This window comes from Bradyrhizobium sp. AZCC 1721, assembly GCF_036924715.1.
Classification (GTDB): Bacteria; Pseudomonadota; Alphaproteobacteria; order Rhizobiales; family Xanthobacteraceae; genus Bradyrhizobium.
In genome coordinates, this window is sequence record NZ_JAZHSB010000001.1 from 5,917,404 (window position 1) to 5,930,055 (window position 12,652).

The 12,652-nt window shown below is 63.9% G+C and carries 11 protein-coding genes and 1 tRNA gene; 7 read left to right on the top strand and 5 right to left on the bottom strand.

Annotated elements, in window-relative coordinates; translation table 11 throughout:
- Positions 1-43 precede the first annotated feature (43 nt).
- Both V1273_RS28265 and V1273_RS28270 read right to left on the bottom strand, forming a co-directional pair.
- On the bottom strand, positions 44-2,005 hold the full coding sequence (locus V1273_RS28265; RefSeq protein WP_442894117.1) for a molybdopterin biosynthesis protein: 1,962 nt from the start codon (positions 2,003-2,005) through the stop codon (positions 44-46).
- Between the two features lies 1 nt (position 2,006).
- Positions 2,007-3,119 (bottom strand): molybdopterin-binding protein, encoded by a 1,113-nt coding sequence (locus tag V1273_RS28270; protein ID WP_334411595.1) that lies wholly within the window; start codon positions 3,117-3,119, stop codon positions 2,007-2,009.
- A 180-nt stretch (positions 3,120-3,299) separates the two neighbouring features.
- Between V1273_RS28270 and V1273_RS28275 the strand changes: the two genes are divergently transcribed.
- Positions 3,300-4,511, top strand: coding sequence for an ABC transporter substrate-binding protein (locus V1273_RS28275; protein ID WP_334364608.1), 1,212 nt, complete (start codon positions 3,300-3,302; stop codon positions 4,509-4,511).
- Positions 4,512-4,544: 33 nt separating this feature from the next.
- On the opposite strand, the gene V1273_RS28280 is transcribed toward V1273_RS28275, so the two are convergent.
- A complete protein-coding gene (locus V1273_RS28280) occupies positions 4,545-5,789 on the bottom strand; it encodes an IS4 family transposase (RefSeq protein ID WP_334368994.1) in 1,245 nt (414 codons plus the stop codon).
- Between the two features lie 375 nt (positions 5,790-6,164).
- Positions 6,165-7,130, bottom strand: coding sequence for a TAXI family TRAP transporter solute-binding subunit (locus V1273_RS28285; RefSeq protein ID WP_334380696.1), 966 nt, complete (start codon positions 7,128-7,130; stop codon positions 6,165-6,167).
- A 171-nt stretch (positions 7,131-7,301) separates the two neighbouring features.
- Between V1273_RS28285 and V1273_RS28290 the strand changes: the two genes are divergently transcribed.
- Positions 7,302-7,377 (top strand) — tRNA-Ile (locus V1273_RS28290).
- A 414-nt stretch (positions 7,378-7,791) separates the two neighbouring features.
- On the opposite strand, the gene V1273_RS28295 is transcribed toward V1273_RS28290, so the two are convergent.
- Positions 7,792-8,475 (bottom strand): TetR/AcrR family transcriptional regulator, encoded by a 684-nt coding sequence (locus V1273_RS28295; protein WP_334411596.1) that lies wholly within the window; start codon positions 8,473-8,475, stop codon positions 7,792-7,794.
- Positions 8,476-8,589: 114 nt separating this feature from the next.
- Here V1273_RS28295 and V1273_RS28300 point away from each other — a divergent pair, with 114 nt between their 5' ends.
- From V1273_RS28300 to V1273_RS28315, 5 genes are all read left to right on the top strand, one after another.
- The gene (locus V1273_RS28300) at positions 8,590-9,483 is read left to right on the top strand and encodes an NAD(P)/FAD-dependent oxidoreductase (protein ID WP_334411597.1); all 894 of its coding nucleotides are present in this window, start codon (positions 8,590-8,592) and stop codon (positions 9,481-9,483) included.
- Between the two features lie 21 nt (positions 9,484-9,504).
- Positions 9,505-9,978, top strand: coding sequence for a methyltransferase family protein (locus V1273_RS28305; RefSeq protein WP_334364659.1), 474 nt, complete (start codon positions 9,505-9,507; stop codon positions 9,976-9,978).
- A 158-nt stretch (positions 9,979-10,136) separates the two neighbouring features.
- The gene (locus V1273_RS28310; RefSeq protein ID WP_334411598.1) at positions 10,137-11,000 is read left to right on the top strand and encodes a class I SAM-dependent methyltransferase; all 864 of its coding nucleotides are present in this window, start codon (positions 10,137-10,139) and stop codon (positions 10,998-11,000) included.
- A 162-nt stretch (positions 11,001-11,162) separates the two neighbouring features.
- The gene (locus V1273_RS34140) at positions 11,163-11,432 is read left to right on the top strand and encodes a DUF7660 family protein (RefSeq protein ID WP_247383583.1); all 270 of its coding nucleotides are present in this window, start codon (positions 11,163-11,165) and stop codon (positions 11,430-11,432) included.
- 806 nt (positions 11,433-12,238) lie between these two features.
- Positions 12,239-12,649, top strand: a complete 411-nt coding sequence (locus V1273_RS28315; protein WP_334411599.1) for a hypothetical protein — start codon at positions 12,239-12,241, stop codon at positions 12,647-12,649.
- The last annotated feature ends 3 nt before the right edge of the window (positions 12,650-12,652 follow it).

Here is a 12,652-nt window from a genome sequence, read left to right on the forward strand (position 1 = left end):
GCCCGAGCCGCTTCTGTTGACGGCTTCTTCAGCTCCGACGGCTTCAGGCCGGCCGGAAACCTGCCTGCTCGAGCGCCGCGCGCGCCCCGTCTGACGCCAGCGCGTCGAGAAAGGCCTGCACGGCCGGTCTCTGCTTGCGCGCCGTCACCAGCGCAAAATCATAATGCTCCTCGGCAAAGGGAATGAAACCCAGATTTGACGCATGCGCGACCGGCGCAATGGTCATGCCCCAGTCGGCACGGTGCTGCGCGACCGCCGCGGCTACCGCGTTGTGCGAGCGCGGCTGATTCCAGTAGCCGTCCGGGCGCGCACCGCCAAGCAGCCGGTCGATCAGGATGCGCGTGCCGGCGCCCTGGTTGCGATTGACCATGATGCAGGCGGGATCGGCCAGCGCGGCACGCACCGCATCCTCCGCGCTCAGGCCTTCGAAGCGCTTGTCGCCTTTGCGGAAGACGATGCCTTGCATGCGACGCCATCCCGGCACCAGTTCGAGCCCGTCGCTGAGATACGGTGTGTTGTAGGTCTCGGTCTTCTCGTCGAACAGATGGATCGGCGCAAAATCGCATTCGCCGCGCTTGGCGGCCGAGAGGCCGCCGAGGCTTCCGACGGCGATCGAGCGCACGGTGAGCCCGGCATGCGCCAGCGGTGCCGTGACGAGATCGAGCCCGGTGCAATGGCTGCCGACGATAACGAGATCGGGCACCCGCACATGCGGCGTGAACAGCGTCACCTCGGCATCGCTGCCGGCCGGCATCTGGTCCGCCAGCGCATCGATGCGCAGAAAGCCGTCGGCCTGGGCAAAGGAGGTGATGGCGCCGGAGCCCTTGCCTGTAGGATACGCAATCAGCCCATCCGCGCCTTCAACCAGCGACACCATGACGAATTCGGCGCGGCCGAGTTCGGACGCGATCCGCACGGGAACGCGCGCGGCCACCTTGGCGTCCGAGCGCGGCGGCAGGCCGGCCATCCGCCGCAGCACCGGCACGATCATGTCGTGGAAGGTGAACATCGCCGAGGTCGGAAATCCCGGCAGGATGATGACAGGCTTGCCGTCGCATACCGCAAGGCACAGCGGCTTGCCTGGCTTCAGCGCCACGCCATGGGCGATGATGCCGGGCTTGCCGAGCCGGCCGATAATGCGGTGGGACACGTCGCCCGCGCCCTTGGACGTGCCGCCTGACAGCACCAGCATGTCGCTGCTCGCGAGCGCCTCACGCATCGCGGATTCGAGTTGCGCCTCATCATCGGCGATGGCGCCGAGAAACTTGGCCTCGCCGCCATTCTCCGTGATCGCCGCCGTGACGATCGCGCCGTTGGTGTCGTAGATCGCGGCCAGCCGCAGGGAATGGCCGGGCTGCACCAGTTCATCGCCGGTGGAAATGATCGCAACGCGCGGCCGACGCGCGACGGTCACTTCCGCGATGCCGCAGGCCGCCAGCATCCCGATCTCGCGCGAGCCGACGATGGTCCCGGCGCGCAGCAGCGCCTCGCCACGGGCGATATCGGAGCCGGCATAGGATACGAATTGCCCGGGCGAAGCGGCGCGGCGGACGTCGATCGCACGATGTCCCGCCGGCTGGGTATGCTCGACCATGACGATGGCGTCCGCCCCGCGCGGCACCGGACCACCGGTCGCGATCGGCGTGGCTGTTCCTGACAACACCGGCCGCGTCGGGGCGGTGCCGCACGCGATCACTTCGTCGTTCAGCATCACGCGTACCGGTGAAGCTTCGCCGGCCGAAGCGAGGTCGGCGGAACGCACCGCAAAGCCATCGACATTGGAGCGATCGAACGGCGGCACGTCGATCGGCGCCACGACGTCCTCGGCGAGCGCGCAGCCGAGCGCCTCCGCAAGCGAGCGTTTCTCGCTCGCGACCGCACGCGGAAACAGCGCGGCTTCAAACCGCGCCAGCGCATCCTCGCGCGACAGGATGGTCAGGAATTGATCCTGATCGATATTGTCGCGGCCTTTCGGCGAGGGCGTATTCGTCATTCCCGAACCCATGTCACTCCCGCAGCATATAGGCATCGACCCGGGTGCCCGCCGCAAATCCTTCCGATCCGGCGGGCACCACGAGCCAGGCCTCGGCGCGCGCAATCGCATCGAGCGACAATTCGCCCACCGCCAGCGGGACCCAGGCATCCTGCTCTCGTTCCAGCAGCACGATCTCGGCAATGCCGACGCTTGAAGCAATCTTGCGCGCCAGCGGCAGATTGAGCGTGCTGCGCCGCCGCCGGCCCGACAAACGATCGAGCGCGGGAAGCGCCAGCGTCCACCACGCCGCCAGGGCCTGGTCGGACGCGCCTGGCAACACCACGACCGGCGTCTTGCCTGCACGACCAACGGCCGAAGTGCGGCCTGGTTGCAGGGCAATGCCATGTGCGAGAATCTTCCCGCGCGCGCCCAATGCCGTCACCGCGGCGTCGGTGCGGCCGACTCCGGAGCCGCCGACGATCAGCAGCAGATCGCACGCACCGTCATCGATCGCCGCGGCAATCGATGCGGTATCGCGACCTGCAGCCGCGACCAGGACGACCTCACCGCCCGCGGCCCGCGCGCTCTCGGCGACCAGATCCGCGGTTACCGTGCCCCGGGGAATATTGACGATGCGCAGGCGTGGGCGGCGCACGTTCAACCGCGCCATTCCTGCGGCGCGGGCGACCATGAGATGGCGCGGCAGCACGCGCTGGCCGGCTTCAACGGGACGGTTGCCCGCTGCGATATCGCTGCCGGCCCGGCGCACGCCCTGCCCCGGGATCGCCTCCGCCAGCGCCTGCACCAGCGGACCGGACATCTCGACGGAATCGGAATCCAGCACGCAGTCGCAGTTGTCAGGAATGATCTCGCCGGCCTCGACCCACGCCGGCGCCGCCGTTATTGGCAGCGGCGAATAGGAGGATGCGCCGACAAGGTCGCGCGTGCGGAATGCGTAGCCGTCCGCGGCAGCGATATCGCGCGGCGGGTGGGCATCGAGCCCCGGCATATCCGCGGCAATACAGCCCAGCGCTTCCGCCAATGCCAGTTCCACCGGCGCGGCAGGATCCACGCCCTCCAGCAACGCGGCGAGCGCCACATCGAGCGGCGTTAGCGAATTCGGCAAGCGCTGGTTCGAGGTCATTGGCGCGCCTATGCCCTGAATCGGGAGGAAAATAAATAGAACCGGATATGGCGCGCGCGGTTTAGCCCATCGAACCCACATTGACGTCGGCGCGAAATAGTTGCAAATGAGACCAATTGGCGGAACCAACCGCCTGACAACACCAACGGCCAATGTGCTGATTCCTAGGGAGAAGACAGGATGTTCGCCAGGAAACTATCCAGGCTTGCCGTGCTCATGGCCGCGCTGCTGGCGTCAACCGCGGCGCTCGCTCAAATCTCGGACGACGTCGTCAAGCTCGGCGTTCTCACCGACATGAACGGCCCGGCGGCAACGGCGACCGGCCAGGGCTCGGTCACTGCCGCGCAGATGGCGATCGACGATTTCGGCGGCAAGGTCCTGGGCAAGCCGATCAGCATCATCGTCGGCGATCACCAGTTGAAGCCGGATATCGGCGGCGGCATCGCGCGGCGCTGGTATGACGTGGATCAGGTCGACGTGATCCTCGACGTTCCGGTTTCCGCGGTCGGGCTTGCGGTGCAGAACATCACCAACGAGAAGAAGAAGCTGTTGATCGTGCACTCGACCGGCACCGCAGACTTCCACGGCAAGTTCTGCTCGCCGCACGCGATACAATGGGTGTTCGATACCCGCGCGCTGGCGGTCGGCACCGCGCAGGCGGTGGTGAAGCGCGGCGGCGATAGCTGGTTCTTCATCACCGACGACTATGCGTTCGGTCACTCGCTGGAGCGCGACGCTTCCACCGTGGTCACGGCCAATGGCGGCAAGGTGCTGGGCTCGGTGCGCCCGCCGCTTGCCACGCCTGATCTGTCATCCTTCGTGCTGCAGGCCCAGGCCTCGAAAGCCAAGATCATCGGCATTGCCGCCGGTCCTCCGAACAACATGAACGAGATCAAGACCGGCGCGGAGTTCGGCGTGTTCAAGGGCGGCCAGCAGATGGCCGCGCTGCTCGCATTGATCACCGACATCCATTCGCTTGGGTTACCGGCAGCGCAGGGGCTGTTGCTGACGACGTCGTTCTATTGGGACATGGACGACAAGACCCGCGAATGGTCGAAGCGCTACTTCGCCAAGATGAACCGGATGCCGACGATGTGGCAGGCCGGCGTCTATTCATCGGTCATGAGCTATCTCAACGCCATCAAGGAAGCCGGCACCGACGAGCCGCTGAAGGTAGCGGCGAAGATGCGCGAAAAGCCGATCGAGGATTTCTTCTCCCGCAACGGCAAACTGCGCGAGGACAATCTGATGATCCACGACCTGTGGCTGGTGCAGGTCAAGAAGCCGGATGAATCGAAATATCCATGGGACTACTATCAGATCCTCGCCAGGATTCCCGGCGACGAAGCGTTCGGCCCGCCCGATCCGGCGTGCGCGATGGCGAAGAAGTGATCTCTGGTCGTCCCTGCGAAAGCACTAGGGCATCTACACGCTTGCCGGGCCATATACGAGGAGTTGGAAGCGAGCCATTCCCATGTGGAAGGTGATTGGTCCAGGTGGGCGATGAGAGGCGTAACCGGTCCATCCGCCGAGCTTTGCGATGATCCATGCCGCCCAGGCGACAGTGTTGGGGCGATGGTGGTTCTTCTGGAGCTCGGTGCGGCCTTTCAGGGTTTTGTTGATGGCCTTGAGCGCTTCGATCTCGTCCGGCGTGAACACAAATTCGACCTGCAATTGTTCGCCGCCATTGCGGGCTTGAACGAGCTGGATGACGATACATGCTACTCTGGTGGCGATCGCCACGAGTTTGATCAGGCCTTCAGCGCTGTCGAGCTGACTATCCTCGATGCGCAGACCCTGGCTCTTCAGCGAGCGAAAGAGCTGTTCGATGATCCAGCGCTGCTTGTACCAGGAGACGATCCGCCAGGCATCGGCGGCGGTGACGACCGGATGAGTGGTCAGGAGCAACCAATGAATGGGCTTGGCGCTCTTCGGGGGGTGCAACTCGACGACCTCCACGAAGCTGACTTTGACGCCCTGTGGCAGGTCTTTCACGCCGGGGCGCTGCGGTCGTTTGAGCACAACGGTTCCCAGGCGCATGGAGAGGTGGGCCTGGCGACCGTGGCGATCCATTCGCTTTGGTAGATCGATCACCGCCTTGTCGCAGAAGCGGGCCCGCGCGACCGCCTGATAAAGCGTGCCGCCATCGACCAGCGCATGGTCGTGCATGGCGCGCGACAGGAGGTGGACATTGTCAGCGGGTGTCAGCGACCAGTGAGCAAAGAAATCCCCCTCGCGGTCGTTGACGACGGTGATCATACGAGCAGCGACCAGAACCTCGCAGCCTTGCTTAGCCGTCGTCACCCAGCGCGCCGATTCCTTGTCGGCCAAGGCGCGCTTCTCGTGAGCGATCCTGGCCTTGCGCTTGCGCGTCCACACCTCACCGCCGGTGAGCCCGAGACAGACCCCGCTATCGGCATCGACCGCCATCATGGCATGCAGCAGCACGCCGCGAGCATTGCCTTTGCCGACCTTGCCCAAGTCGCGCCGATGTCCCGGACGAGTGTGGAAGTTGATCTCGCTGGTGTCCTGGATCGACAGCACATGACGCCCGCTGACCGCCATCGACGTCTGCAGGCTCCAGCCTTCAATCAGCTTGTCGATCGTGACTTGCGGATTGTTCACAAACCGCCAGAACGCCATGTTCGCGGCCCAGTTGCCCTGCGCCATCTGGCGCAAACAGACACTGCGCGTGCAAAGCATAGCCCGGAGAAGCGCCGCCCCCTTTTATCGAGGCGAACGTCTCCAAACTTACCCAGGGACAAATCCGGTTCCTGCTGCATCTCTGGCGCTCCTTCGAATCAAAGCGCCAGAGAGAGAATCATACAAAACGCTGCGGCGAACGCACATCATGCCGCCCCGAGTCAATCTGTCGCGTCCCCAAGACGTGTAGATGCCCTAGTGCGAAAGCAGGGACCCATAATCCCAGGGTCGCGTTGTTGCGAAGGCTGGAGCCGCCACCTGACGTAACAACGGGCATTGGTGGTTATGGGTCCCTGCGTTCGCATTGCGTTCGCAGGGACGACGAGTGGAAATAGACGCGCTCTACTTCGCCAGTCCGACTTCGCGAAAATACTTCATCACGCCGGGATGAATCAGTCCCGCGTTCGGCGCCGCCGCAACCGTGTTCGCGGCCGTGGTCTCACAGGCCTGCGGCAGCTTCTTGCAGAGCGCGGCCTCCTGCCCATGAAGCGCGCGCGCCAACCTGTAGGCGACCTCGTCGGGCAGGCTTTCACGCGCCAGCACAAAGCTCCAGGAGCCTATGGAATCGATCGCGGTCGGCTGGTTCGGATAACTGTTGGCGGGCACCGTCAGCGGTTTGAGGAACGTGTGCTTGGCACGGACGCGCGCGATCTCGCCGGCGTCGGGTGCGATAAATCGCGCGCCGCCGGGAGCTTGCGCCATCGCCGCAAAGCCGGGCCAGCCGACGCCCGCGCCCCACAGCGCGGCGGCGCGACCGTCCTGGACCATGGCGGGGCCGTCACCGGCGCGGTCGAGATAGATCGACTTGAAGTCCTCGTCCTGCTTCAGCCCGATGCCGTCGAGGATATAACGCGACAGGATCGGCAGGCCCGAGCCCTTGGCGCCGAAGGCAATCGGCTGGCCGACCAGATCCCTGATCGTCTTGTAAGGACTGTCCGCCCGCACCACGAACATGCCGGGGCTGGAATACATCGCGGTCAGGATTTTCAGCTTCGTCGCCGACCGGCCGATGCCCATGAAGGCTTCGTAGGCTGGCTCCCCCGCCACCAGCGCGATATCGAGCTGGCCGGCTTCCAGCAGCGGGATGTTTTCGTTGGAGCCCTTGGTGTTGCGCGGCTCGATCGACAGCGCCGGATCGGCCGCATGCATCACTTCTGCAAATGCATCGCCATAAACCGGAAAGCCGCCGCCCGGCGTTGCGGTTCCCAGGCTGATCGTGGTTCTGGTAATGGCCTTGCCTCCCTCCTGTGCTCCGGCGCTGCCCGCAAGCAGCAGCAGGCCGGCGCAGGCAATCCCAGCGAGTTTCATTGTTGGCCTCAAACGTTCGGTGACGATGATGCACGGAAGGTTGTAGGCAAGCGCGAGCGCTTGTGAAAGCGCGTTTTCGGCCCACAAGGTCGGCATTGCCGTATCGCTGTCATGCCTGTAAATGATGGCGGCACCGTTGCCGGCCGCCTCCCCCGCGGCCGCTCCGCGGCGGGGCCTGTAGCTCAATGGTTAGAGCCGGCCGCTCATAACGGTCTGGTTGCAGGTTCGAGTCCTGCCGGGCCCACCAGCAAATCAATGGCTTATGCGGACACTTTGAAAACGACTCTATTTCCGCTTTAAGAACGACTCGATTTCGTTTTGAAAACGAATCGATCTCAGATCTCCCTGAAACGCCTGTCAAATTTCTCCTCGATTTTTTCGCCGAATTTGCGACCCGAAAAAAGTGAGGGGGGTCTTTTCTCGTCGAGGGCTGTCCGCTGCATCTCCAAGGAAGATGGGTGCCGCCGATTGACCGGACGCCCCTTTTCTTCCCAACTGACAAGAGCGGGTGGGCGCGCGGGAATCATCGTGCGGACTGGTATCGCAACCGATAGTTCAACAAGCGTATTTTTCCGCGATCTTGTCGCCAATCGAAAGCTCTTCAGCCTCCATGATTTTCAAACCGGTCTCGGTTATTTTGACAACATCGGTCACGCACGATTCAAATTTTGTCTTTTGACCTTGGGGCAGGCAAATATCCGCCCACGTGGTCGTTGCCACCGTGCGCGGCGATGAACATGGCGACGGCCGACCGGCAATAGGATTCGATTTCGTTGTCGTCCTCTGCTCTCGCCTCATCGAAGCGTGCGATAATCAGGAGATCGGATCCTTTGAAAAGCGCGGCAAACAAGCGGGCGGACCGGAGAGGATCGGGCACGTTCAGAACCGCCTTCGCGTGCAACTGACGCAACAGGGCCTCGATTTGGGCGATGACATGGGCGGGGCCGGCTTCGTAATGGAGCTTGCTTAACGACTTTTGATTCGTCTTGTCGGCCATGATCATGGCTTCGACACTGCGGACGTCTGATCTCAACAGCGTGCGAAGCAGTGATGATCCCACCGCCATGAGCTGATCTTCGACCGAACCGTCGACGCCTTCAAGAAGGGCCTGTGGTGCAAACAACTGATGGCAGCCGGCCGCGATGGCCGCGCTGAACAGCGCCTCCTTGTTCTCGAAGTGCCGATAGATGCTGAGCTTGGATATCTTCGCCCGCTGGGCGACCTTGTCCAATGTCGTCGCTTGAAAACCCAATTCCACAAAGAGTTCGCACGCGGCGTCGAGTATCGTTTGGCCAAGCGCCTGGTTGGCGGGCCGGCCGCGCCGGCCCTGGCTATTTTCGGTCACGACAATTCCAGTACTTGACAGTATCCTAATTCTTGAATTACGATACCATCTAGTCTCTGAAATGTGCAAGCCAATGGGTAGGTTTCACCTGTCCTCCAAACGGAGCCCATCACCATGGATGACGTCATCATCATCGGCGGCAGCTTTGCCGGTCTCGCCGGCGCTCTGCAGCTCGGCCGTGCCCGCCGCAAGGTCACCGTTCTCGATACCGGCCTGCCGCGCAACCGCTTCGCTGGCCACTCGCATGGCCTGCTCGGCCACGATCACAAGCCGCCGCTGGACATCCTGGCCGAGGCGCGGCAGCAGCTGGCGCGTTATCCCACGATCAGGCTGGTCAGTGCCCGGGCCGAAAGTGTCTCCGGCGCCATCGACGATTTCTCGGTCCTCACTGGCGATGGCGAAAGCCTTGGGGCGCGGCGCCTGATCCTGAGCTATGGCGTCGCCGACCAGATGCCTGATATTCCGGGCTTTGCCGAAAGCTGGGGCACGTCCATCGTGCCCTGCCCCTATTGCGACGGTTTTGAAGTCGCCGGCCAGCATTGGGGCCTCGTCTGGTCCGGCCCGCAGTCGCACAATCAGGTCAGGCTGTTCCACGATTGGACCGACAAGCTGACGCTCTTCGCCGATGGTCACGACATTCCACCCGATATCCGGGCCGATCTGGCGCGCCGCAACATACCTGTCGTCGATCGCCGGATCACCGAGATCGCCCATCACGGGGGCCATAACGCCACCGTCAAGCTCGATACCGGCCGCAATGTCGCGGTCGACATCCTGTTCGCCAATCCGCGCAACAAGCCGTCCGCAAGTCTGCATGAATCACTGGGCCTCGCCACGGTCGATACGCCCGTCGGCATCGCCCTCAAGGTCGACGAGCGCCGCCAAACCAGCATGCCCGGCATCTACGCCGCCGGCGACCTCACCACGCCCTTCTTGCCCTCGGTCACCCAGGCATCATCGCAGGGCGCGATGGCGGGTATCTTCGCCCAGCAGTCGATGGTGGTTTGAGAGCACAGATTGGAGATGAGCATGGCCGTCGAACCGGACAGCGCGGGTGTGCGCTTCCCTCCGCCCTTCGTCTATCTGGGAGCGCTGCTGTTGGGGCTGGCGGCGGAGCGGTTCGTCACCCTGCGCTCTTTCGGCATCGACTGGCGGTTGCTGGTCGCGACGGGCGCGCTGCTGTTCGTTGCCGGCGCGGCGATGATGCTTGCGGCGGCGGGGCTGTTCCGGCGGCTGGGCACCAACGTTCCGCCGTCGCAGTCAACGACCCTCATCGCAACGACCGGCCCTTATCGGTGGACCCGCAATCCCATGTATCTCGGCATGGCGCTTATCTATGCCGGCCTTGCGATCGGCTTCGACGGGCCGATCGCCTTCGCCTTGCTCCCGTTGGTGCTGATCGCGATCCAGACGCAGGTGATCGCCCGCGAGGAGCGCTATCTCGAAGCGAAGTTCGGCGACGACTACCGCCGCTACAAGGCCGAGGTTCGCCGCTGGCTCTGACTATTCCGCCGCTGCCGCCTGCTGGACCTTCTGATAAACCAGCACCGGCTTCCTTGCCGCGAGCTATCACCGGGTAGCTGGAGGCGGGATCGCTGGAGACGAAGCGCGCTTTGGCATCGGACAGCTTAGTTAAGAACGAACCAGAACAAGGATATGCCATGGCACAGCACAATGCCGATAGGGTCGCCGACTGGAATGGCCAAAGCGGGGAGCGCTGGGTCGCCCACCAGGCCCGGCTCGACGCCAGGCTGGCGGTGTTCGGCCAGGCCGCGATCGAAGCCGCCGCGCCCGCGGCGGGCGAGCGCGTGCTGGACGTCGGCTGCGGCGCGGGCGCGTCGAGTCTGGCTCTGGCCGCCCGCGTCGGCGCGCGGGGCCAAGTGCTGGGCGTGGACATATCCGAACCGCTGATCGCCCGAGCGCGCGCGCTTGCGCCACAGGATACGCCGGTCCTGTTCCGGGTGGCCGACGCCAGCAGCGCCGAGCTGCCCGAGGGGGCGTTCGACATCCTGTTCTCGCGTTTCGGGGTGATGTTCTTCGCCGATCCGACAGGGGCGTTCGCCCATATGCGCCGCGCGCTCCAGCCGGGCGGGCGGGTCGCTTTCGTCTGCTGGCGTGGCGCGGCCGAGAACGATTGGGTGCGCCTGCCGATGGGCGCGATCAAAGGCATCGTCCCGCCGACGGCGCCGCCCGATCCCGAAGCGCCCGGCCCATTCTCGTTCGGCGACCGGGGGCGGGTGGCTCGCATCCTGACGGCGGCAGGCTTCACCGATATCGCTATCGCGCCCTTCGATGCTTCCGTCCCGTTTGGCGAGGGCGCGACGCGGGACGCGGCGATCGACGACGCGGTGCAGATGACGTTCGAGGTCGGCCCGCTGTCGCGCGCGCTCGCTGATCAGCCCGACGACATCCGCGCCCGCGCCTCGGCCGCGGTTCGTGCCGCCTTCGCAGGCCGCCCCGGCGAGCGGTCGGTGATGATCGACAGCGCGACGTGGATCGTCACGGCGCGCAATCCCGCAAGCTGATAGCGATTAGCAGGGGAGACGCCCCGCTCGGTGGAGGGGGGCGTCTTTGGCCGGTCAGCGGGACCAGATGAGGGCGTATTCGCCGGCGGTCTCGGTCTCGGAGAGTAGAGAGTTAGTTAGTTGGCCAATCGGTCAGGGTACGCAGAAGAGATGGGTGCTGACATGAGTCACCGGCTTATCGATGCCGCTCCCTCGAATGCGTCCGAGCTCTCCGCTTATGTGGAGAGTCTCCGCGAGCACTTGCTGGCGCATCCGGAGGAATGGGAGCAGGTTACGCTGGACCAATATCTCGAAGCTTTCGCAGCTGTGCTGCGAGACCATCAAGGGCCGAGCCCCCTTGGCCAAAGCCGCCTCCTGGACGGGCATGAGCGGGAAAGCATGCCTTACGCCGTCCTTGCTCGACTGCTGCATGCGGCCAGCATCTACGAGTAGCCCTGACGCGCCTTCGGTTGACCCTGGCGAGCCGGAGCGAATTCGATCGTGCGATCGCCGGCAACATCGTGCGAATACGGCTTTCAACTTCGTCCTGAACCAGGACTATCAGCGACTGAGCCGAAGCTGCCGGACCGAGCGCCCGCCGACACAAAAAACGGGGCGAATTCCGCAGCGTCTCGAACGACTTGCAGGATCGAGTCGTTTTCAAAAACGAAAGCGCCGCTGATCGAGTCGTTCTTAAGGTCAAGATCGAGTCGTTTTCAAAATGCAGGAATCAGCAAACTCAAGCACTTAGCCGAGTCGTTTTCAAAGTGTCCCCACACCTTCGGGCTACGCGTGGTGCAGCCACGCGGGGCCGAAGGTCGAAGCGTGGTGTCCGGCGTACCTTGAGCAAAGCGAAAGCGAAGACGGACTGGAGCGGCGAAGGGCGGACCGCGCTGCGCTCCCAACTAAAATATCGAAAACAACCCCATGCAAAGTAGCAGGTGGTCGCGGGCATGGATGCCTTGAGCGAATCCTGCGAAAACATTTTGACACGTCGGGCAAATCAGCGGCACGATTGCATCGTCGCGCAATTCGTTAAGCGCCCATGGCCCCACCCAGCAGCAGGCTCTTCGGCGCGATTGCAGGCAAAACCTGTACAAGCGTGCATGGTCTCGATCAAGAACCGCTGATTTTGCTTGGTTTCCCGACAGAGCCCGCTGCCGGACTTGATGCATTGGTTGCGGGCAAGCTGTCACGTGCCTCTTGAGCGGCCTCTATCACCGTCTGGCGATCGGCCGGCGCGCTACGAACAGCCCACGGTGCCGCTGCCGGACCGTCTGCTGGTCCACATGCGGCGCTGGTACGACAAGAAGATCATCGCCAACTACTTCGTCGAGTGGCAGGGGGCTGGCGTCAAGTCGGTGAAGAACGGCTTCGCGCGGGCGGTGGAGGTGGCGAAGCTCGACCTCTCGGACGGCAACGTCACGCCGCACACGCTGCGCCATACGGCAGCGACCTGGCTCATGCAGCTGGGCACTGCCCCATGGGAAGCGGCTGGTTATCTCGGCATGTCGGTGAAGGTTCTGATCGACACCTACGGTCATCACCATCCCGATTACATGAAGGAAGCGTCGGGCGCGATCACTCGCAAGAAGGAGACCACCAAGCGTCTAGTCGGCGCCCAGGCAGCCAAGCCAGCCGTCCGCACTCGCAGCATTCGAGCAATCTAGGCG

Coding starts and splice junctions, on each gene's coding strand:
- V1273_RS28270 (WP_334411595.1), bottom strand. CDS start 3,119: ATGACCTCGAACCAGCGCTTGCCGAATTCGCTAACGCCGCTCGATGTG.
- V1273_RS28265 (WP_442894117.1), bottom strand. CDS start 2,005: ATGGGTTCGGGAATGACGAATACGCCCTCGCCGAAAGGCCGCGACAAT.
- V1273_RS28305 (WP_334364659.1), top strand. CDS start 9,505: ATGGCCGTCGAACCGGACAGCGCGGGTGTGCGCTTCCCTCCGCCCTTC.
- V1273_RS34140 (WP_247383583.1), top strand. CDS start 11,163: ATGAGTCACCGGCTTATCGATGCCGCTCCCTCGAATGCGTCCGAGCTC.
- V1273_RS28280 (WP_334368994.1), bottom strand. CDS start 5,789: ATGGCGCAGGGCAACTGGGCCGCGAACATGGCGTTCTGGCGGTTTGTG.
- V1273_RS28285 (WP_334380696.1), bottom strand. CDS start 7,130: ATGAAACTCGCTGGGATTGCCTGCGCCGGCCTGCTGCTGCTTGCGGGC.
- V1273_RS28275 (WP_334364608.1), top strand. CDS start 3,300: ATGTTCGCCAGGAAACTATCCAGGCTTGCCGTGCTCATGGCCGCGCTG.
- V1273_RS28310 (WP_334411598.1), top strand. CDS start 10,137: ATGGCACAGCACAATGCCGATAGGGTCGCCGACTGGAATGGCCAAAGC.
- V1273_RS28300 (WP_334411597.1), top strand. CDS start 8,590: ATGGATGACGTCATCATCATCGGCGGCAGCTTTGCCGGTCTCGCCGGC.